The sequence below is a fragment of the Pseudomonas sp. BMW13 genome, assembly GCF_013357275.1.
Classification (GTDB): Bacteria; Pseudomonadota; Gammaproteobacteria; order Pseudomonadales; family Pseudomonadaceae; genus Aquipseudomonas; species Aquipseudomonas khazarica.
The window spans coordinates 184936-206596 of the sequence record NZ_SUKD01000006.1 but is presented as its reverse complement, the minus strand read 5'-3'; the positions used below and the strand labels follow the sequence as shown (position 1 = coordinate 206596).

Below are 21661 nucleotides of genomic sequence, written 5' to 3'. Positions count from 1 at the left end.
CATCATGCACCGTTTACTTCGTTCCTCTCGCGCCAAGACACTTTCATATGCACTTCTAGGCACCACCCTGCTGAGTGCTGCCGACGCCTATGCCACTGTGTCGCAAAGCCCCCTGAGCCTGACCATTGGCGTCCCCCCCAATATGGTGATGACACTGGACGACTCCGGCAGTATGCGCTGGGCGTTTGCGCCAGACGGGGTAAACGGTATACACGCCTCGCGCCGAGCCAAGTCGAGTGACTTCAACCCGCTTTACTTCAACCCGAATGCCACCTACAGAGCGCCCATCGTGTTCAACACCTCGGGTGACGAAGTACAACTGTCCACCAGTTTCAGCGCCGCCTCGCTCAATGGATACAAGACCAACCTCGGCGCCATTGATCTGCGCAGCAACTACAGGTTCACCTGGAGTTACGACCTGCTGAGCGGTCAAGCCACCAGCTACGGTTATAGCAATACATCCAACCGACTTGGAGAAAACCCGTCGGACGATTTCAGCGCTACCGTAACCTTGTCATCGAACGGTTCGACTACAACACAAACAGCAGACGGAATAATCTTTAATATTACGCGGACGTCCCGCGAGGAAAGTTGTGGACGCCGCTGCACTACGACGGTTGTAGAGTGTACGGCCACAGCAACTCATGCAAGCTCTGCTGCAACGCTTACACCCTCCTGCACCGTAAACGGAAATAACTTAACAGCCTCGCTATCACAGCGAGGTGTACCTGCCTATTACTACACATACGACCCCAGTCGAGCCACTAGCTGCACAAGTGGCAATGACAGCTGCTACCGCCTCAACTTCGTCAACGCCGATCAACAGAAAAATTTTGCCAACTGGTATTCGTTCTATCGTAACCGTGCCCTGGCAACGATCTCCGCTGCCGCACTGGCCTTCTACGACCTCTCACCCGCCGTACGCTTGACATGGCAGGGGCTGGGCAACTGCACCACCCTGGACGGAGGGTCGACCACCAACTGCTATGACAATACTTTCCAGGCATATACACCGGAACACAAAGGTCAGCTGTACGCCTGGATGCAGAACATCAACTTCAACCAGAGTACTTACTTGCCCGCCGCGATGAAGCGTGCCGGCGAGTTTCTAAAGACCGAAAACGCCTGGAAGAAAAACCCTAACGGGACGGGCAATACAACGCAGAACACCTACGCATGCCGGGCTAGTTACCACATCCTGATGACCGATGGTCAGTGGAACTCCACGACCAGCATGCCAAGCAGCTTCCGGGACGACGCCTCCACGTTCAACCTGCCGGATGGCCGCGCCTACAGCCAGCGTCGCCCCTATTACGACACACAGGCGGAAACCCTGGCCGACCTGGCCATGCATTACTGGGCCACGGACCTGAATTCCACGCTGGATAACGATGTTCCCGCCTATATCCCATTCAAGTCAGGCGACACGACTACCGATTACTGGGACGCCCGTAACGATCCAGCAACCTGGCAGCACATGACCAACTTCGTCATGGGGCTGGGTCTCACCGAATCCCTGAACAACGCTAACGTCCCTTGGGCCGGAAGCACATTCACGGGGGAAGGCTATACGAAACTGGTTGCAGGAACCGCAACCTGGCCAGCCGCTTCCAGCGGCAGCGCGAATAACGTCTACGACCTTTGGCACGCCGCCATTAACTCGCGTGGCGAGTTCTTCAGCGTCGACAGTCCGGAAGCGATGGTGCAGGCATTTGACGACATCCTTTCGCGTATCGCCGATCGCAAATCCACTGCAGCCCGCCCGGCCATCAACTCGGGGCAAATCAGCACGGACCAGGACGACAACGGCACCGTGAAGACGGTGTCCTATCAGACCTCCTATGCCAGCGATGACAACTGGTCGGGGGACGTGAAACGCTTCGAGAAAGCGTGGAACGCCCAAACCAGTGCCTTCGAGACACGTGAGATCTGGAGTGCCAAGACTCAGGTTCCTGGCGCCGCAAGCCGAACAATCAAGATCGCAGGCAACAGCAACAGCGGCCTTGTGGATTTTACCTGGGACAATGCCGGCTCAAGTTCGACCGCTGGTACGCTTGCCTACTTCCTGAGCCGCGACCCGGAAAACAGCAACATAGGGGATGACAAAGGCTCCGAGCGCCTCAGCTATCTGCGGGGCTCGCGTGAGGGAGAAGGTACGACCTTCCGTCAGCGTAGCGGGGTACTGGGGGACTTCTATTCCTCTACGCCTGCCGTGGTTTCCGGCCCTCGTTACCTGGTGAGTTTTTCGAATCGCCTGGAGGACAACACGGCCTATAGCACCTTTGCACAAGACATTGCTCAACGCCGGCCAAGGATATACGTGGGCGGCAACGACGGCATGCTGCATGGCTTCAATGCCAATACAGGCGCCGAGGAATTCGCCTTTATCCCGAGCGCCGTGTTCCACAAGTTGAACAAACTGACTGGCACCAATTACAGCCACGAGTTCTATGTCGATGGCCCGCCCACTGTCGCGGATGTGTTCGATGGTACCGAATGGCGCACCATCCTGGTCGGTACGCTCAAGGCCGGCGGCAAGTCCGTATTCGCCCTGGACGTGACGACACCCGGAGAAGAGAAACTGTTGTGGGAATTCGATGACACTGACCTGCCGGCAGACGCACTGGCCAAGATGGGTTACAGCTTCTCGCAACCGACCATCGCTCGCTTGCACACCGGCAAATGGGCTGTCGTCTTCGGCAACGGCTACGAAAGCGCCAACAACACCAATGGCAAAGCAGCACTGTTCATCGTAGATGCCATGGAAGGCACGCTGCTGAAGAACCTTGAGGTGTCAGGGGTCGACGGCGTAGCCAATGGACTCTCGACACCCAAGCTCGGTGACTACAACGCCGACGGCGTAGCGGATTACGCATACGCGGGTGACCTGCAGGGCAATGTCTGGCGCTTCGACCTGTTGCGAAACGGTCGCAGCAGCACTGCGCCCTTCACTCGTAGCGATGATGGCGAAGCGGCTCTCGGTGATTTCGAGGTCGCCTATGGCGGTGAGCCCCTGTTCAGTGCGACGTCCAGCAACAACGACAGTCGTCAGCCCATCACGTCCGCCCCCAGTCTGGTCCGCCACTCTACGGGGGTTGGCTACCTGGTGATCTTCGGAACCGGTAAATTCTTCGAGACCAATGACAAGGACGGTGACAAGACCATGCCCCAGACTGTCTACGGCATCTGGGACAAAGAAACGCTTGGAGAGAACGCCAGCGATCCGAACATCAGCCGCTCAAGCTTGCAAAGGCAGCAGATCACCAATCAGGTCACCGTGGCAGCCGATGGTTCATCCCGGCAGGGTTTGGTCATTAGCAACAACGCTGTAGACTGGTACGGATCGGACACCCAGAGCGCACAGAACGGCTGGTGGCTCGATCTTCGTCAGAGCGACGGTGAAATGGTGGTCGAGAACATGTCGCAGCTGGGTCGTACGGTCTTCTTCCAGACCCTGATCCCCAATGACGATCCTTGTGGCGATGGCGCCACCAACTGGACCTTCGCTATCAACCCGTTCACCGGAGGCAGAACGCCACACAATGCTTTCGACTACACCCCAACGTCGAATGTAGGCACCGACAACATCTCGGCCATTCGCCAGGATGGTGAAGGGGGCGGCACGCTGTCGCAGAACTCTGACAACACGTTCCAGTACTGCACCGGCCAGGAGTGCACCAATATCTACCCGGACCCCTCCAGCATCGGGCGTCAGAGCTGGCGCAGAATCGAGCAGGAATGAAGAGGAACACACACTCCATGGAGCATTCGATGAACCCCGCTCAAAAAGGCTTCACACTGCTTGAAGTCATGATAGTGGTTGTGGTCATAGGTATTCTGGCCGCGATTGCGTACCCGAGCTATACGGAGTACGTGCAGCGCGCCAATCGGAGCGAAGGCCAGGCGTTTCTGGCCGATGCCTCCGCGCGCCAGGAGCGCTACTTTGCGCAGAACAATGTGTATATCACCAACAGCAGTGACCTGAGCAAGCTGGGGCTTGGCGGAGTCACCTCCGAAACGGGCAAGTACACACTTTCCGTTGCCAGCGTGAATGGCGATGGTGGGTATACGTTGACGGCTACCAATCAGTTCAACGACACCAAGTGCGGTAACCTGACGCTCGACGCCAAGGGAGAGAAAGGCGTTACCGCCTCTGGTGCATCCGTAAGCGATTGTTGGAAATAGTGCCTGCTTGAACGAAAAAGCCCCGATTGATCAATCGGGGCTTTTTTTATAGCGCCTTAACCCTCAACTCCTTCGGCATGGAGAACGTCACGTTCTCCGGCCGCCCTTCCAGTTCGCACTCCCCTTCTGCGCCCCAGGCGCGGAGCTGTTCCACCACGCCGCGCACCAGGACTTCCGGGGCGGAGGCGCCGGCGGTGATACCTACACCCGCCACACCGTCAAACCACTCGGACTTGAGATCTTCGGCGCCATCGATAAGGTAAGCGGGCGTACCCATGCGCTCGGCCAGTTCGCGCAGGCGATTGGAGTTGGAGCTGTTCGGGCTGCCGACCACCAGCAGCACATCGCACTCGCTGGCGAGCTGCTTGACTGCGTCCTGGCGGTTCTGCGTGGCATAGCAGATGTCGTCCTTGCGCGGTCCGCCAATGGCAGGGAACCTGGCGCGCAGGGCGTCGATCACCTTGCTGGTATCGTCCATCGACAAGGTAGTCTGGGTCACGAACGCCAGGTTCTGTGGGTCGCGTACCTGCAACTCGGCGACGTCCGCCTCGTCCTCCACCAGGTAGATGGCGCCACCGTTGCTGGCGTCATACTGGCCCATGGTGCCTTCGACTTCCGGGTGGCCTTCGTGGCCGATGAGGATACACTCGCGGCCTTCGCGGCTGTAGCGCACCACTTCCATGTGCACCTTGGTCACCAGCGGGCAGGTGGCGTCGAATACCTTGAGACCACGGTTCGCCGCCTCGTCGCGTACCGCCTTGGAAACACCGTGCGCACTGAAGATGACGATGACGTCGTCCGGCACCTGATCCAGCTCCTCGACGAACACCGCGCCACGGGCGCGCAGGTCCTCGACCACGAACTTGTTGTGCACCACTTCATGGCGCACGTAGATCGGCGGACCGAATACCTCCAGGGCACGGTTGACGATCTCGATGGCGCGGTCGACACCGGCGCAGAAGCCACGGGGATTGGCGAGTTTGATATGCATACAAGGCGTCTCGCGATAAAACGAAGGATCGGCACAAGGCACTTGAGTGATCCCGAAAGTCGCAGCCTGCGCGGAATACGCGCAGGCTGCAAGAAGAGCTCGCGGCTGAAGCCGCTCCTACAGGGTCAGCACGACCGGTTAGAGCGCTTTGACCTCGATGATTTCCACATCGAACTGCAGCACCTTGCCAGCCAGCGGGTGGTTGAAGTCGATGGTCACCTGAGCGTCGTCGAAGGCTTTGACCACACCCGGCAGTTCGGCATTGGCGGCGTCGTTGAAGATCACCAGCAAGCCCTCGGACAGCTCCATGCCCTCGAACTGGCTGCGCGGCATGACCTGCACGTTCTGCGGGTTGGGCTGGCCGAAGCCCTGCTCCGGCTGGACCTGCACGCTGCGCTTGTCGCCGGCCTTGAAGCCGTACAGCGCCTGCTCGAAGCCCGGCAACAGGTTGCCATCACCGACCTTGAAGGTGGCCGGCTGCTTGTCGAACGTGCTGTCGACCACATCGCCGTTTTCCAGCTTGAGGGCGAAATGCAGGGTGACCTCGCGATCCGGGCCGATGCGTACGTCGCTCATTGCGCAGCCTCCTTCGTGGACTTGTCGCTCTTGAACATATCCAGTGCCAGCAGGATGGCGCCGAGGGTGATGAAGGTGTCGGCCAGGTTGAACGCCGGGAAGAACCAGCGGTTCTGCCAGTGCACCAGGATGAAATCGACCACATGACCGAGCACGACGCGGTCGTACAGGTTACCCAGCGCACCGCCCAGGACCATGGCCAGCGCCACGGCGAGGAGGGTTTCGTGGCGCTTGAGACGCTTGACCCAGACCACCAGCACGACGCTGACCACGATGGCGATGGCGGCGAAGAACCAGCGCTGCCAGCCGTCGGCATCCGCCAGGAAGCTGAATGCCGCGCCGGTGTTGTAGGCCAGGGTCCAGTCGAAGTAGTCAGGGATGACCTGAATACGCTGGTACATGCTCAGACTGCCTTCGAAGAAGTCCTTGCTGACCCGGTCGACGACCAGGATCAGCACGCTCAGCAGCAGCCAGGGCAAGTGCCCGAAACGCGAAGACTCAGGCATGCTTGCGCACCTCGCCGTCACCCTCGATGTTGCTCACGCAGCGGCTGCACAGTTCCGGATGCGCGGCGTGGCTGCCGACGTCGGCGCGCAGGTGCCAGCAACGACCGCACTTGGCATGCGCGGACTTGACGATCCTCAGCTTCAGGCCCGGCACCTCGGTGCTGACGGCATCGGCCGGCGCATCCGCCAGTGGCGCGGTGGTGGCAGCGGAGGTGATCAGCGCGAAGCGCAGCTCGTCGCCGAGCTTGGCCAGATCGCCGCTCAGGGCGTCGTCGCTGAACAGGGTGACCTCAGCCTGCAGGCTGGCGCCGATGGTCTTGCTCGCCCGCATGGCCTCCAGTTCCTTGTTGACCGCGCCCTTGACGTCCATCACGCGCTGCCAATAGGCCTGATCCAGCTCGAAGCCTTGCGGCAGACGCGCCAGGTTCTCGTACCAGGTGGCCAGCATCACCGACTCGGCGCGCTCACCCGGCAGGAACTGCCAGATTTCCTCGGCGGTGAACGCCAGGATCGGCGCCACCCAGCGCACCAGCGCCTCGCAGATGTGGAACAGCGCGCTCTGGCAGGAGCGACGCGCCACGCTGTCGGCCGCCGTGGTGTACTGGCGGTCCTTGATGATGTCCAGGTAGAAGCCGCCCAGCTCCTGCACGCAGAAGTTGTGCACCTTGGAGTAGACGTTCCAGAAGCGGTACTCGCCGTAGGCCTCGGTTAGCTCGTCCTGCAGGCGCGCGGTGGCGTCCACCGCCCAGCGGTCGAGGTCGAGCATCTGCTCGGGTTGCAGCAGGTCCCTGGCCGGGTCGAAACCGTTGAGGTTGGCCAGCATGAAGCGCGCGGTGTTGCGGATGCGGCGGTAGGCATCGGCACTGCGCTGCAGGATCTGGTCAGAAACGGCCATCTCGCCGGAGTAGTCGGTCGATGCTACCCACAGGCGCAGGATGTCGGCGCCCATGCTGTCGATCACCTTCTGCGGCGCAACCACGTTGCCGAGCGACTTGGACTGCTTGCGGCCCTGCTCGTCGACGGTGAAGCCGTGGGTCAGCAGTTCCTTGTACGGCGCGTGGCCGTCGATGGCGCAGCCGGTCAGCAGGGAGGAATGGAACCAGCCGCGGTGCTGGTCGGAACCTTCCAGATAAAGGTCGGCCACCGGACCGCTGCGGTGCGCCAGGTCGGCGTGGGAACCGCGCAGCACGTGCCAGTGGGTGGTGCCGGAGTCGAACCACACGTCCAGGGTGTCGCGGCTCTTGTCGTACTGCTCGGCCTCGGCGCCCAGCAGCTCGGCGGCGTCGAGCTTGAACCAGGCTTCGATGCCCTCCTGCTCGACGCGCTTCGCCACCTCTTCCATCAGTTCGACGGTGCGCGGGTGCAGCTCGCCGCTCTCCTTGTGGGTGAAGAACGGGATCGGCACGCCCCAGTTGCGCTGACGCGAGATGCACCAGTCCGGGCGACCGGCGATCATGCTGTGCAGACGCGCCTGGCCCCAGGCCGGGACGAATTTGGTTTGTTCGATGGCCGCCAGCGAGCGCTCACGCAGGGTGCCACCCTCCTTCGGCTGGCTGTCCATGCCGACGAACCACTGCGCGGTGGCGCGGTAGATCAGCGGCGTCTTGTGGCGCCAGCAGTGCATGTAACTGTGGCTGATGGTGGCGTGCTTGAGCAGCGCACCGGCTTCTTCGAGCTTGCTGACGATGGCCGGGTTGGCCTTCCAGATGAACTGGCCGCCGAAGAACGGCAGCGACTCGGCGTACACGCCGTTGCTCTGCACCGGGTTGAGGATGTCATCGTTGCTCATGCCGTACGCCTTGCAGGTACGGAAGTCGTCCTCGCCGTAGGCGGGTGCGGAGTGAACGATACCGGTACCGGCGCCCAGCTCGACGTAGTCGGCCAGGTACACCGGCGACAGACGCTCGTACAGCGGGTGGCGGAAGTTGATCAGGTCCAGCGCCGCGCCCGGCGCGGTGGCCACCACCTCGCCCTGCAGGTCGTAGCGCTGCAGGCAGCTTTCCACCATCTCTTCGGCCAGCAGCAGCAGGCGGTCACCGACGTCGACCAGGGCGTAGGTGAATTCCGGATGCACGTTCAGCGCCTGGTTGGCCGGGATGGTCCAGGGCGTAGTGGTCCAGATGACGATGGCGGCCGGCTTGCTCAGGCTGGCCAGACCGAAGGCGGCGGCCAGCTTGTCGGCATCGGCGACCGGGAAGGCGACGTCGATGGCTTCGGACTTCTTGTCCATGTACTCGACTTCGGCCTCGGCCAGCGCCGAGCCACAATCGAAGCAGAAGTTGACCGGCTTGAGGCCCTTGAACACGAAACCGTTCTTGACCATCTCGGCCAGGGCGCGGATCTCGCCGGCCTCGTTGGCGAAGTTCATCGTCAGGTAGGGGTTGTTCCAGTCACCCAGCACGCCAAGGCGGACGAAACCGGCCTTCTGCTCTTCCACCTGTTCGGCGGCATAGGCACGGCAGCGCTCGCGGGTCAGGTCGGCCGGCTGGTTCTTGCCGAAGGTGGTCTCGACCTTGTGCTCGATCGGCAGGCCATGGCAGTCCCAGCCCGGCACGTAGGGCGCGTCGAAGCCGGCCATGGTCTTGGAACGGGTGATGATGTCCTTGAGGATCTTGTTCAGCGCGTGGCCGATGTGAATGCTGCCGTTGGCGTAGGGGGGGCCGTCATGCAGGATGAACTTCGGACGCCCTTCACCCGCCTTGCGCAGCTTCTCGTACAGGCCAATATCAATCCAGCGCTGCAGGGTCTGCGGCTCGCGTTGCGGCAGGCCAGCCTTCATCGGGAAGGGGGTGTCGGGCAGGTTCAGCGTGGCTTTGTAATCGGTCATGTCGGACTCTTCATCAGCGGGTGGCTCTGCCAATATTCACGGGCAGTTGCAATATCGGCGGCAATTGCCGCCTTCAAAGCCTCCAGCGAGGCGAAACGCTGCTCATCACGCAGCTTGTGGTGGAAAGCCACCGAGAGGCGCCGGCCATACAGATCGCCGGCAAAATCCAGAAGGTGTACTTCCAGATGGGCGCTGCCGTCACCGGCAACGCTGGGGCGCACGCCAATATTGGCGACGCCTGGTTGAATCACGCCATCGACGTCACAGCTCACCAGATAGACGCCGGTCAGCGGCACCTTGCGCCGCTTGAGCTGGATATTGGCAGTGGGGGCATTCAGCTGGCGACCGAGCTTCTGCCCGTGCAGCACCCGCCCGACGATGCGAAACGGCCGCCCCAGCAGGGCTTCGGCCAGTTCGAAATCACCATCGGCCAGCGCCTGGCGCACGCGTGTGCTGCTGACCCGGCCACCGCGCACCTCGACCGTGGTCGAGGCATCGACGCTGAAGCCATGACGCTGGCCAGCCGCCTTGAGAAATTCGAAATCGCCGGCCCGGTCGCAACCGAAGCGGAAATCGTCGCCGATCTCCAGGTCCCTGACCTTGAGCCCGTCGACCAGCACGCGCTGCACGAACTCGGCCGCCGACAACTCCCGCAGCCGGCGATTGAAGGCCAGGCACAGCACCATGTCGACGCCTTCCGCGGCCAGCAGGGCAAGCTTGTCACGCAGGCGGGTCAGGCGCGCCGGAGCGGTATCCGGGCCGAAGAATTCTCGCGGCTGCGGCTCGAAGATCACCACGCAACTGGGCACGGCCAACTCCGCGGCACGCTCACGCAGGCGCGCCAGGATGGCCTGGTGCCCACGATGAACGCCGTCGAAATTACCGATGGTGACCACACAGCCCCGCGCCTGGGACTGCAGGTTATGAAGACCTCGAACCAGCTGCATAGCACGCTTCTTGTTCACAAAGTGGCCGATTATACGCACAGCACGCCATGCACAACAGGCGTCAAAGCGCCCGTCGGGCAAAGTCGCGCAGACGGAATCCCAGCAGCAGCAACATGCCGAAGTAGGTGATCAGGCCGGCGACCACCAGCCCCGCGAGGCGCAACAGGCGCAGCGGCATCTCGCCATCGGCCCAGGCCGGCATGACCTGCAGCAAGCCCAGCAGCACCGCGACCATGACCACCACTGCCAGCACCAGCTTGAGCAGGAACAGCCCCCAGCCGGGCAACGGGCGGAAGATGTCGGCGCGGCGCAGCTGCCAGTACAGCAGGCCGGCGTTGAGGCAGGCCGCCAGGCTGATCGCCAGCGCCAGGCCGGCGTGCGCCAGCGGGCCGACCAGCGCCAGGTTCATCAACTGGGTGAAGAGCAGCGTCACCACGGCGATCTTCACCGGCGTCTTGATGTTCTGCTGCGCGTAGAAGCCGGGCGCGAGAATCTTCACCAGGATGATGCCGAGCAGCCCGATGGAATAGGCGATCAGCGCCTGCTGGGTCATCAGCGCATCGGTGGCGCTGAACTTGCCGTACTGGAACAGCGACACGGTCAACGGCTCGGCCAGCACCGCCAGCGCCAGCGCACTGGGCAGCACCAACAGGAAGCACAGGCGCAGGCCCCAGTCGAGCAGGCGCCGGTACTCCTCACGGTCGCGACTGGCGTAGGTCTTGGACAGCGCCGGCAGGAGGATGGTCCCCAGCGCCACGCCCAGCACCCCGGAGGGCAGCTCCATCAGGCGATCGGCGTAGTACATCCAGGACACCGAGCCGGCCACCAGGAACGAGGCGAAGATGGTGTTGATGATCAGCGAGATCTGGCTCACCGAGACGCCGAAGATCGCCGGCCCCATCTGCTTCAGCACCCGCCACACGCCGAGGTCGGAGAAATTCAGCCGCGGCAGGACCAGCATGCCTATCCGTTTCAGGTGCGGAAGCTGCCAGACCAGTTGCGCCACGCCGCCAGCCAGTACCGCCCAGCCGAGCGCCATGATCGGCGGGTCGAAATAGGGGGTCAGGAACAGCGCGAAGACGATCATGCTGACGTTGAGCAGGGTCGGCACGAAGGCCGGCACCGAGAAGCGGTTCCAGGTATTGAGGATGGCGCCGGCCAGCGAGGACAGGGAAATCAGCAATATATAAGGAAAGGTCACCCGCAACAGATCGACGGTCAGCCCGAAGCGCTCGCCATCCTCGGCGAAGCCCGGCGCCGAGGCCCAGACGATCCAGGGGGCAGCCAGTACGCCGATGGCGGTCACCAGCGCCAGCACCAGCGTCAGCAGGCCGGAGACATAGGCGACGAAGGTGCGCGTGGCCTCCTCGCCCTGCTGCATCTTGTACTCCGCCAGAATGGGTACGAAAGCCTGGGAGAACGCGCCCTCGGCGAAGATGCGACGCAGCAGGTTGGGCAGCTTGAAGGCCACGACGAAGGCGTCCGACGCCACCCCGGCACCGAAGGTGCGGGCGATGATGGTGTCACGCACGAAGCCCAGCACGCGGGAAACCATGGTCAGAGAGCTGACGGCGGCCAGGGATTTGAGCAGATTCATGGAGGTCAGGGCTTTTCCGGACGGCGGCGAACGTGGACAATCCGCCGCTCGCAAAAGCGTCGAGTGTAGCGAGCCGCCGCTGGTCAGGCCAGCGGCGAAAAGCACCCGCGGACTTGACAGCCGATAGTCATGTCGGCATGATTCGCGGCCTTAATTTGTGTAAACCCCCCAGTTTTCGAGGAGCTTGACGGTGGCCAACTCACCTTCTGCCAAAAAACGCGCCAAACAGGCTGAGAAGCGCCGTAGCCATAACGCCAGCCTGCGCTCGATGGTCCGTACCTACATCAAGAACGTGGTCAAGGCTATTGCTGCCAAGGATCTCGAGCTTGCCAAGACCGCTTACACCGCAGCCGTTCCGGTCATCGACCGCATGGCTGACAAAGGCATCATCCACAAGAACAAAGCCGCTCGTCACAAGAGCCGCCTGAACGCGCACATCAAGGCGCTGGGCGAAGCTGCTGCCGCCTGATCGCGACAGGTTCTTGAAAAACCGGCCCCTGTGGCCGGTTTTTTATTGCCCCGGATTCCTGCTCCGCAGGCCATAAAAAATGCCCGCACTCCCAGGGAGGCGGGCATTTTTCTGCAAGGCCCTCAGCCGCGCGCGGCCTTGATCACCTCGATGTAAGGCTCGGCATTGCGCTGGTCCTGGATCAGCGCAACGAAGTCGTTGCCCTGCGCATCCGTCGCGGCGAGATCATGGCCGGCGGCCACGAAGAAGCCCACGAAGCGCTCGAAGTCATCGACACGCAGGCCACGGTAGGCCTTGACCAGCTTGTGCAGCGACGGCGGCGTGGCGTCCGCCGGTTCCACCGCAAGGAACAGCTTGATCGAGTCATCGCTGATTTCTTCGCCAATCACCTGCTTCTTGTCTTTACGCATCGCCTGCTCCCGCCAGCATTACAGAGGGCCGGCAGTGTACCGCCGAGCCGGGCGCCGCTCAACGCGCAGCCGGACACGCTAACACCGGCACGACTGCCGCAACAGCCGACCTAGGTCATACCGCGCCCGGCATCCTGGCTCCTATAATGCGCCAAGCCACCCTGGAGCCAGCATGTCACGTCAATCGTTACCGCTGTTCGCCGCCTGGCGCCAGACCCGGCGCGCCGGTTATTCGTGGAAGGCCCTGCGTGGCGACCTGAGCGCCGGCCTGACGGTCGGTATCATCGCCATTCCCCTGGCCATGGCGCTGGCCATCGCCGTGGGTGTGGCCCCCCAGCACGGCCTCTACACCGTCCTGATCGCGGCGCCGCTGATCGCCCTGTGCGGTGGCTCGCGCTTCAACATCTGCGGTCCCACGGCCGCCTTCGTGGTGATCCTCCTGCCGATCACCCAGCAGTACGGCCTGGGCGGCCTGCTGCTGTGCACGATGCTCGCCGGAGCCATTCTGATCGCCCTGGGACTGCTGCGCGCCGGACGCCTGATCGAGTTCGTGCCCTACCCGGTGACACTGGGCTTTACCGCCGGCATCGGCATCGTCATCGCCATTCTGCAGATCAAGGACCTGTTCGGCCTGCACCTGGCCAGCACACCCCATCACCTGCTGGAACAGCTGAAGCTGCTGGCGCAGGCCCTGCCCGGCCTGCAACCGGGCGACAGCCTGGTCGGCGCAGCGGCCCTGGCAACGCTACTGATCTGGCCGCGCCTGGTGCCGAAAGTCCCCGCGCACCTGGTCGCCCTGGCGCTTGGCGCACTACTGGCCATTGCCCTGGAACAGCTCGGGCTGCCCGTGGCGACACTCGGCGAGCGCTTCAGCTATCAGCTCGATGGCGTCGAATACCCCGGCATCCCGCCGTTCCTGCCGGACCTGGCCCTGCCCTGGAGCCTGCCCGGTGCCGACGGCCAACCCCTGACGCTGTCCTTCGAACTGATCCGCCAGCTGCTGGCCCCGGCATTCGCCATCGCCATGCTGGGCGCCATCGAATCGCTGCTCTGCGCCGTGGTCGCCGACGGCATGACCGGCAGCAAGCACGACCCCAATGCCGAACTGATCGGCCAGGGGTTGGGTAACCTGGCCGCGCCCTTCTTCGGCGGCATCACCGCTACTGCCGCCATCGCCCGCACCGCTGCCAACGTGCGTGCCGGTGCCTTCTCGCCACTGGCCGCCCTGGTGCATGCCGGTGTGGTGCTGGCGGCGATCCTGCTGCTGGCACCGCTGTTCAGCTACCTGCCGATGGCGGCGCTGGCGGCGTTGCTGCTGATGGTGGCGTGGAACATGAGCGAGCCGCAGCATGTCCTGCACACCCTGCGCATCGCGCCGCGCAGCGATGTGCTGGTGCTGCTCGTCTGCCTGGTGCTGACGGTACTGTTCGACATGGTGCTGGCCGTGGGCGTCGGCCTGCTGCTGGCCGCCGGGCTGTTCATCAAGCGCATGAGCGAACTGACCGACACCGCGAGCCTCAACCGTCAGCAGCGCCAGGTCCTGCAGGACCTGCCCGAGCACGTGCTGGCGTACGCCATCCGTGGCCCGCTGTTCTTCGGTGCGGCGGAAAAGGCGCTGAGCGTGCTGCGCCGCTTCACGCCGGGGGTGCGCATCGTGATCGTCGACATCACCGCCGTACCGCTGCTGGACATGACGGCCCTGGCCGCACTGGACAACGTCCTGCGCGACTATCGGCAGCAGAACGTGGCGCTGATCCTCAGCGGCGCGACGGCTCAGGTGCGCCTGCAGCTGCGTCGCGCCGGGGTGCTGCGCCGCGAAGGCGAACTGGCCTACGTGCGCGACCTGGCACAGGCGCGCGCGAAGGCGTTGCGCTGGTTGGGGGAAAAACCTCAGGAAGCCTAGGCGCGCATGGCACACGCCCAAAGCGGGGCAGCGGCTTACAGGCCCTTGACCGCGAAGATGCCGGCAGCGTTGCGCCAGTATCCCTTGTAGTCCATGCCGTAGCCGAAGATGTAGCGGTCAATGCACTGCAGACCGACATAGTTGGCCTTCAGGTCCGGGCGCGCCTTGCGGTCATGCTCCTTGTCGATCAACACGGCAGTGTGCACGGCACGGGCACCGGCATGGTGGCAGAAGTCGATGATGGCGCCGAGGGTATGCCCCTCGTCGAGGATGTCGTCGATGATCAGCACGTCGCGGTCGATGAACGAGACTTCCGGCTTGGCCTTCCAGAACAGTTCGCCACCGCTGGTTTCATTGCGGTAACGGGTCGCGTGCAGGTAGGACGCCTCGAGCGGGAAGTTCAGCTTGGGCAGCAGCTTGCCGGAGAAGATCAGCCCGCCGTTCATCACGCAGAACACCACCGGGTTGCTCTCGGCCAGTTCGGCATTGATCTGGCCGGCGACCTTGTCGATGGCCGCTTCGACCTGGGCGTCGGTGAACAGGCAGTCGGCTTCCGCCATGACTTGGCGGATGTGCGCGAGATCGGCGGACATGATGGCGTTCTCTCTTGATCGGGCTGATGAATGGCGCTGAGCAGCCTGAAAGCTGATCGAGTCGTCAAATAAAAGCGGGCAAAGGTACAGACCTGGACAGCGCTTGCCAAGTCTCGCCTGACCAGCGTAGCCCATGCAGGACGCCGTGTACCGTGACCCGCAAGTCACCCACCACTTGGCACGAGCAATGCTTTAATCTAACGCGATTTTTCCCAGAGCCCCGTTGGAGATCCCAGCCCATGCCCACTCGCGAGATCCGCCATCCGCTGATCCGTCACAAGATCGGCCTGATGCGCCGCGCCGATATCAGCACCAAGAATTTCCGTGAGCTGGCCCAGGAAGTGGGCGCCCTGCTGACCTACGAGGCGACCAACGACCTGCCGCTGGAAGCCTACGAGATCGAAGGCTGGGCGGGCGCCGTGCAGGTCGAGAAGATCGCCGGCAAGAAGATCACCGTCGTGCCGATCCTGCGCGCCGGCATCGGCATGCTCGACGGCGTGCTCAGCCTGATTCCCGGCGCCAAGGTCAGTGCCGTGGGCGTGGCGCGCAACGAGCAGACACTCGAGGCGCACACCTACCTGGAGAAGCTCGCACCGGAGATCGACTCGCGCCTGGCCCTGATCATCGACCCGATGCTGGCCACCGGCGGCTCCATGGTCGCCACCATCGACCTGCTGAAGAAAGCCGGCTGCAAGGACATCCGCGCCATGGTCCTGGTCGCTGCCCCCGAGGGCATCGAAGCGGTCGAGAAGGCGCATCCCGATGTGACCATCTTCACCGCCTCCATCGACCAGTGCCTGAACGAACACGGCTACATCATTCCGGGCCTGGGCGATGCGGGCGACAAGATTTTCGGCACCAAGCAGAAGGACGCCTGACATGTCGCAGACGGAATTCAACGATCCGCTGTGGCGCCAGGGCATCTCCGGCGCACAGATGCTCTTCGTGGCTTTCGGCGCGCTGGTACTGATGCCGCTGATCACTGGCATGGACCCCAACGTCGCGCTGTTCACCGCCGGCATCGGCACCCTGCTGTTCCAGCTGGTGACCAAACGCCAGGTACCGGTGTTCCTCGCCTCCAGCTTCGCCTTCATCGCACCGATCCTGGCCGCCAAGGGCGAGTTCGGCCTGCCGGCCGTGATGGGCGGGATCATCGCTGCGGGCCTGGTCTACATCCTGCTGTCGGTGGTGGTCAAACTGCGCGGCCCGAGCTTCATCGACCGCCTGCTGCCGCCGGTGGTGATCGCACCGGTGATCATCTCCATCGGCCTGGCGCTGTCGCCGGTCGCGGTGAACATGGCCATGGGCAAGGCCGGTGACGGCAGCGTGGAACTGGTGCCGTACCAGACCGCCATGCTGATCTCGATGCCGGCGCTGATCACCACCGTGCTGGTCGCCGTGCTCGGCCGTGGCATCTTCCGCCTGGTACCGATTCTCGCCGGCATCGCCGTTGGCTGCTCGATTGCCGCCCTGCTCGGCGTGATCGACAGCAGCGCCGTGAGCCAGGCCGCCTGGATCGCCATGCCCAACTTCATCGCACCGGAGCTGCACTGGGGCGCCATCCTGTACATGGTGCCGGTCGCGCTGGCACCGGCCATCGAGCACATCGGCGGCGTGGTGGCGATCGGTAACGTCACCGGCAAGAACTTCGTGAAGAAGCCCGGCCTGCACCGCACCCTGCTCGGCGACGGCCTGGCCACCTCGGCCGCCGGCCTCTTCGGCGGCCCGCCCAACACCACCTACGCCGAAGTGACCGGCGCGGTGATGCTGACCAAGAGCTACAACCCGAAGATCATGACCTGGGCCGCCGTGTTCGCCATCGCCCTGGCCTTCATCGGCAAGTTCGGCGTGGCCCTGCAGAGCATTCCGGTGCCGGTGATGGGCGGCATCCTCTGCCTGCTGTTCGGCTCCATCGCGGTGGTGGGCCTGAACACCCTGATCCGCCATCAGGTCGACCTGTCCGAAGCACGCAACCTGATCATCGTCTCGGTGACCCTGGTCTTCGGCATCGGCGGCATGGTCATCGGCGGCCAGGAGTTCGCCCTGTCGGGGATTTCCCTGTGCGCCATCAGCGCGCTGCTGCTCAACCTGCTGCTCCCTGGCGGTGCCGGCTGGCGCAACCGCGACCTCGAAGACGCGTGACCCCGCCGTAAAGAAAAGCCCGCGACCAGGTCGCGGGCTTTTTCGTTGCAGCGGGCTCGCGGCGGGCCTTACCAGCCGACGCCGAAGCCCAGGGTATAGCGGGTCTCGTCCAGGTCCCCTTCGGCGCCGCTGACGATATCCTTTTCCGCCTTCATGTTCAGCGATGCCCAGTCGGTGACCTTGTAGCGCAGGCCGACCTCGGCATCCAGGCTGTATTCGGCGGCGCCATTGAGTGGCCGGCCGACCTCGCCGACACTGAACAGCTGGACGGTCTTGCCGACCAGGTAGCGGTTGTAATCCCATTTCACGCTCAGCGCGTAGAAGCGGTCCTGCTCACCATTGCTGTAGCGGTAGTCGCTGCGGTTGGCCAGGGTGGCGACGGAGAAGGCACCCAGCTCGTCATCCCAGAACTGGTAACCCGGGCCCGTACCGATGGTGCGCTGACGCTCGACTTCCTCGACGCGGTCGCGCTTGTACTCGAAGCGGCCCTGCCAGAACAGTTTCTCGTTGAGGAAGCGGTCCAGCGCGTACTCCGCACTCCAGTTGTCGGTGCTGACCACACCGTCCTTCAACTCACGGTTGTAGTCGGCCAGCGCGTTGTGCCGCCAGCGTCCGTGGCGCGCCTGGGTCTTGATATCAACGTCGTAGTCGTCGGAGTCGCGCTCGCCACGCTTGTAGTCCAGGCCGAGGTCGACGTTGCCCTTCCAGACGAAATCCTCCACCAGCGGCTTGGGCTTCATGATCTGCTCGATCTGCGCCAGCTCGACGGTCTTCGGCGCCTCGCCGTTGGCCAGGGTCACCTTGCCCGGCTCGGCGGCCAGCAGCGACTTGGCTCGTTCCCCCTCGAGCGGGCCGAGCTTGACCAGCAGCTCGTGGTCACTTTCCAGGGTGGCGATCTTCTTCCAGTCCAGCGCAATGGAACCACCGTAGTCGGTCTGCAGCAGCAGCCGGCTGCCGTCGAAGACGCGGATGGTGCCGGTGAGGCGGTCGCCGTTCTTCAACCAGACGGTATCGGCGAAGGAAGCGGAACTGCACAGAGCGATGCTCAGGCCAAGCAGGGACAGCGATGTAGAGCGAGACATAGATTGGGCGAAGGCGTTGGTGGGCGAAGGCCGGGCATTATCCGCAAGCCCGGCGACAGAGCAACAGCTGACCCGCCGGAATACCCAGAGTTCAGCTTTATCTGCCGGGCGGCGTTCCGCTGGGCGGCACTCCGTCGGGCGGCGTTCCGTTGGCCCGCACGCCGTCACCAGCCCACGCCGATACCGATCAGATAATGTCGATCGGCAACCGTCCTGCCCTGGCCACGCACCTGATCGAGTTCGTACAGCAGCGACAGGCGCGCCCACTGGTTGACGCGGTAGCGCAGGCCGAACTCGCTGTCGAGCACGTAGTCGATCTCGTCGATATGCGGAACCTGCAACTCGGCATTGGCGTAGAACTCGAAGCGGGTCCCCCACAGCAGGCGCTTGTAGTCCAGCTCCAGCGAGCTGGTATTGAATGCCAGGTCGTCGACATCCGACTCCAGACGCACCCGGTTGAACTGGGCGATCAGGTCGAAGCGGCCGAGTTCGTCATCCCAGAAGCGATAACCTGGGCCCGTGCCGACGATGCGCTGCCGCTGGATAGACTCGAACTCGTCCTCGCTCTGTTCGATGCCGCCACGCCAGAACCAGTGCTGGGTGAAGAAGCGGTCGAGGTCGTATTCCAGCTCCCAGTTGTCCTCGACCTTCCTGCCGTTCTTGGTCTCGTGCTCCAGTTCGCCACTGAGCACATGGCGCCAGCGCCCGTGCTCCACGCGGGTGTTGCCCTTGAGCTTCCATTCATCGACATCGTTCTGATTGCGTTTCATGTCCAGCTTGGCGTCGAGGTTGCCCTCCCAGACGTTGTCCTCCAGCAACGGTCGTGGCGGCACCAGGCGGGTGATCTGCGCCAGCGGCAGGGTGTATTCCCGCGCCCCCTGCACCCGGACCATTCCGCTGCCGGCGGCCGCCAACCTTTCGCTGTGTTCGTTGTCGAAACCGCTGCGACGCACCAATAGGGGCTTGTCCGAACTCAGGGTGTCGATATCCTTCCAGTCGATGAGCACCTGGCCGGCATAGCGGGTCTTGAGCGCCAGCTTGCCGCCGTCGAGCAGGATGATTTCACCGCTGAGGCGGTCGCCATTGTTCAACCACACGGTGTCGGCCCAGGCCGGAGCAGCCAGGGCAATCAGGAAGCAGGCAAGCAGTACGCGCATGATAAGGACGAATCTCATGGGTAAAACGAAACCGCCAGAGTCTGCATGGCCGGGATCACCACCGGCAAGCGCGGAGGCGCGTCGCGAGGCACTGTATCTGGTGCTGGCGCAGATTCCGCAGGGCAAGGTCGTCAGCTACGGCGAGCTGGCTCAGCTGGCCGGCCTGGGCCGCGCAGCGCGCTGGGTCGGTCGCACACTGAGCCAGCTGCCCGAAGGTACGCGCCTGCCCTGGCACCGCGTGATCGCCGCGGGCGGACGTCTGAGCCTGGCCGCCGGCAGCCCGTCGGGCGCCGAGCAGCGCGCGCGCCTGCGTGCGGAAGGCATCAGCATCCTGAACGAACGTGTGGATATGCGCCGCCACGGCTGGCGCCCGATGGAGCGCAGCAGTTAGAGTGCGCCCTACCAACCTCCCCCCGACCCAGATTCGAGCCTGATGCCACGCAAATCCTGGCGAGAAGCCCTCGCGACCTACGCCAACCCCGCCACCCTGGCCCTGCTGCTTCTCGGCTTCGCTGCCGGCCTGCCCTACATGCTGGTGTTCTCGACCCTGTCGGTGTGGCTGCGCGAAGCCGGTGTGGCGCGTGAAACCATCGGTTTCGCCAGCCTGATCGGCCTGGCCTATGCCTTCAAGTGGGTCTGGGCGCCGATGCTCGACCAGTGGCGCCTGCCGTTGCTGGGCAAGCTGGGACGACGCCGTTCCTGGCTGGTGCTGGCGCAGGGCCTGGTCGCCATTGGCCTGGTCGGCATGGCCAACTTCGACCCGCAGACGCACCTGTCGTCGCTGATCGCCCTGGCCGTGCTGGTCGCCTTCGCCTCGGCTACCCAGGACATCGCCGTCGATGCCTATCGCCTGGAGATCCTCGGTGACGAACACCAGGCAGCCCTGGCGGCCGCCTACATGACCGGCTATCGCGTCGCCGCACTGCTGGCGACGGCGGGCGCGCTGTACTTCGCCGAGGGCTTCGGCTCGACGGCGGAGAACTACCGCTTCGGCGCCTGGACCGGCACCTACCTGGTCTTCGGCCTGCTGATGCTCCCCGGCCTGCTGACCTCCATCTGGATGCGCGAGCCACCAGCACCGCCACACATCCACGCGGCTCCGCCCAAGCACGGTTTCTTCCACCAGTTGCTGGCGATCGCGGCGGTCATCGTGCTGGTGATTGCCGTACCGACGATGTTCATCCAGTTCTACCAGAGCGACCTGGTGGCCATGCTGCTGGGTGAGGTCAGCGCGCAGGAGCTGCTCTACAACGACCGCGCCTTCCTCCGCGCCATGCTCTACAGCACCCTGGCCTGCGTCTGCGCGTCGGGGCTGTTCTGGGGCGGCCTGGCGCCGGTGCTGAAGACCGCTGCGGCGAAGTACGGTTTCTTCCATCAGTTGCTGTCCGTACTGCTGCTGATCATCCTGCTGATCTCCGTGCCGGCGATGCTCACGCAGTACTACGAGAGCGACCTGATCCTGCTGTTCCAGGGACAGATGAGCCTGCAGGAGCTGCTGTACTACGATCGCGCCTTCCTGCGCGCTCTGCTCTACACCCTGCTCACCGGCCTCTCCATCTCCAGCCTGTTCTGGGGCGGCATGGCCCCGGTGCTGACGCCGGTCAACGACTTCATCCTGCGCTATCGCTGGCAGGCCCTGCTGCTGCTCAGCCTGATCGCCACCTATCGCCTGTCCGACACGGTGATGGGGGTGATGGCCAACGTCTTCTACATCGACCAGGGCTTCAGCAAGGAACAGATCGCCAGCGTCAGCAAGGTCTTCGGCCTGGTGATGACCCTGCTCGGCGCCGGCGCCGGCGGACTGCTGATCGTGCGCTTCGGCATCATGCCGATCCTGCTGATGGGCGCGGCGGCCTCGGCAGCCACCAACCTGCTGTTCATGATGCTGGTCGGCATGGGCCCGCACCTGAACATGCTGATCGTCACCATCAGCTGCGACAACTTCAGCGCCGGCCTGGCCACCTCGGCCTTCGTCGCCTACCTGTCGAGCCTGACCAACCTGAAGTTCTCCGCGACCCAGTACGCGCTGCTCAGCTCCATCATGCTGCTGCTGCCGCGCCTGATCGGCGGCTACTCCGGAGTGATGGTCGAGCACCTGGGGTATGCGCAGTTCTTCTTCGCCACTGCGCTGATGGGCATACCGACGCTGATCCTGATCCTGATCCAGTGGCGACGCGACAAGCGCCAGCCGCAGGTCGCCGCGACGCCGGCGAACGCGGAACAGGCCTGACAGCCAGGCAAAAAGAAGCCCCGGACCTGCCGGGGCTTCTTCGTTG

At 63.6% G+C, this 21661-nt stretch carries 18 protein-coding genes; 8 read left to right on the top strand and 10 right to left on the bottom strand.

Going from position 1 to position 21661, the window contains the following annotated elements; translation table 11 throughout:
• Positions 1-4 precede the first annotated feature (4 nt).
• Positions 5-3742 carry a pilus assembly protein gene (locus E4487_RS07250; protein ID WP_175253029.1) on the top strand — a complete coding sequence of 1246 codons (3738 nt, stop codon included), beginning with the start codon at positions 5-7 and terminating at the stop codon, positions 3740-3742.
• A gap of 29 nt (positions 3743-3771) precedes the next feature.
• Positions 3772-4185: a type IV pilin protein gene (locus E4487_RS07245; protein ID WP_175253028.1), complete on the top strand. Its 414-nt coding sequence runs from the start codon at positions 3772-3774 to the stop codon at positions 4183-4185.
• A gap of 46 nt (positions 4186-4231) precedes the next feature.
• On the opposite strand, the gene ispH is transcribed toward E4487_RS07245, so the two are convergent.
• From ispH to murJ, 6 genes are all read right to left on the bottom strand, one after another.
• Positions 4232-5176 (bottom strand): 4-hydroxy-3-methylbut-2-enyl diphosphate reductase, encoded by a 945-nt coding sequence (gene ispH, locus E4487_RS07240; protein WP_175253027.1) that lies wholly within the window; start codon positions 5174-5176, stop codon positions 4232-4234.
• A gap of 138 nt (positions 5177-5314) precedes the next feature.
• Entirely contained in the window at positions 5315-5752 is a 438-nt protein-coding gene (locus E4487_RS07235; protein ID WP_047590269.1) for a peptidylprolyl isomerase, read from the bottom strand.
• The gene (lspA, locus tag E4487_RS07230; RefSeq protein WP_150608206.1) at positions 5749-6258 is read right to left on the bottom strand and encodes a signal peptidase II; all 510 of its coding nucleotides are present in this window, start codon (positions 6256-6258) and stop codon (positions 5749-5751) included. Before lspA ends, E4487_RS07235 begins: the two co-directional genes overlap by 4 nt.
• Positions 6251-9085 (bottom strand): isoleucine--tRNA ligase, encoded by a 2835-nt coding sequence (ileS, locus tag E4487_RS07225; protein ID WP_175253026.1) that lies wholly within the window; start codon positions 9083-9085, stop codon positions 6251-6253. Before ileS ends, lspA begins: the two co-directional genes overlap by 8 nt.
• Complete coding sequence (gene ribF / locus E4487_RS07220; RefSeq protein ID WP_037046723.1) at positions 9082-10032, bottom strand: bifunctional riboflavin kinase/FAD synthetase; 951 nt, start codon at positions 10030-10032, stop codon at positions 9082-9084. Before ribF ends, ileS begins: the two co-directional genes overlap by 4 nt.
• A gap of 61 nt (positions 10033-10093) precedes the next feature.
• Positions 10094-11629: a murein biosynthesis integral membrane protein MurJ gene (gene murJ, locus E4487_RS07215; protein ID WP_175253025.1), complete on the bottom strand. Its 1536-nt coding sequence runs from the start codon at positions 11627-11629 to the stop codon at positions 10094-10096.
• 190 nt (positions 11630-11819) lie between these two features.
• Between murJ and rpsT the strand changes: the two genes are divergently transcribed.
• Entirely contained in the window at positions 11820-12098 is a 279-nt protein-coding gene (rpsT, locus tag E4487_RS07210) for a 30S ribosomal protein S20 (protein ID WP_003243036.1), read from the top strand.
• 122 nt (positions 12099-12220) lie between these two features.
• Here rpsT and E4487_RS07205 read toward each other — a convergent pair whose 3' ends face one another.
• Complete coding sequence (locus E4487_RS07205) at positions 12221-12508, bottom strand: PA4642 family protein (protein WP_037046718.1); 288 nt, start codon at positions 12506-12508, stop codon at positions 12221-12223.
• 172 nt (positions 12509-12680) lie between these two features.
• Here E4487_RS07205 and dauA point away from each other — a divergent pair, with 172 nt between their 5' ends.
• The gene (dauA, locus tag E4487_RS07200; protein ID WP_175253024.1) at positions 12681-14411 is read left to right on the top strand and encodes a C4-dicarboxylic acid transporter DauA; all 1731 of its coding nucleotides are present in this window, start codon (positions 12681-12683) and stop codon (positions 14409-14411) included.
• Between the two features lie 35 nt (positions 14412-14446).
• On the opposite strand, the gene E4487_RS07195 is transcribed toward dauA, so the two are convergent.
• On the bottom strand, positions 14447-15004 hold the full coding sequence (locus tag E4487_RS07195) for a hypoxanthine-guanine phosphoribosyltransferase (RefSeq protein ID WP_037046713.1): 558 nt from the start codon (positions 15002-15004) through the stop codon (positions 14447-14449).
• Positions 15005-15243: 239 nt separating this feature from the next.
• On the opposite strand from E4487_RS07195, the gene upp reads away from it, so the two are divergent.
• Positions 15244-15882 carry a uracil phosphoribosyltransferase gene (upp, locus tag E4487_RS07190; RefSeq protein WP_037046710.1) on the top strand — a complete coding sequence of 213 codons (639 nt, stop codon included), beginning with the start codon at positions 15244-15246 and terminating at the stop codon, positions 15880-15882.
• A gap of 1 nt (position 15883) precedes the next feature.
• Positions 15884-17146, top strand: a complete 1263-nt coding sequence (locus E4487_RS07185; protein WP_037046707.1) for a uracil-xanthine permease family protein — start codon at positions 15884-15886, stop codon at positions 17144-17146.
• 68 nt (positions 17147-17214) lie between these two features.
• On the opposite strand, the gene E4487_RS07180 is transcribed toward E4487_RS07185, so the two are convergent.
• Both E4487_RS07180 and E4487_RS07175 read right to left on the bottom strand, forming a co-directional pair.
• Positions 17215-18228 (bottom strand): DUF481 domain-containing protein, encoded by a 1014-nt coding sequence (locus E4487_RS07180; protein ID WP_037046705.1) that lies wholly within the window; start codon positions 18226-18228, stop codon positions 17215-17217.
• Between the two features lie 164 nt (positions 18229-18392).
• Positions 18393-19385, bottom strand: coding sequence for a DUF481 domain-containing protein (locus E4487_RS07175; protein WP_175253023.1), 993 nt, complete (start codon positions 19383-19385; stop codon positions 18393-18395).
• 16 nt (positions 19386-19401) lie between these two features.
• Here E4487_RS07175 and E4487_RS07170 point away from each other — a divergent pair, with 16 nt between their 5' ends.
• Positions 19402-19776 (top strand): MGMT family protein, encoded by a 375-nt coding sequence (locus E4487_RS07170; RefSeq protein WP_047590291.1) that lies wholly within the window; start codon positions 19402-19404, stop codon positions 19774-19776.
• A gap of 42 nt (positions 19777-19818) precedes the next feature.
• On the top strand, positions 19819-21615 hold the full coding sequence (locus tag E4487_RS07165; protein ID WP_175253021.1) for an AmpG family muropeptide MFS transporter: 1797 nt from the start codon (positions 19819-19821) through the stop codon (positions 21613-21615).
• Positions 21616-21661 lie beyond the last annotated feature (46 nt).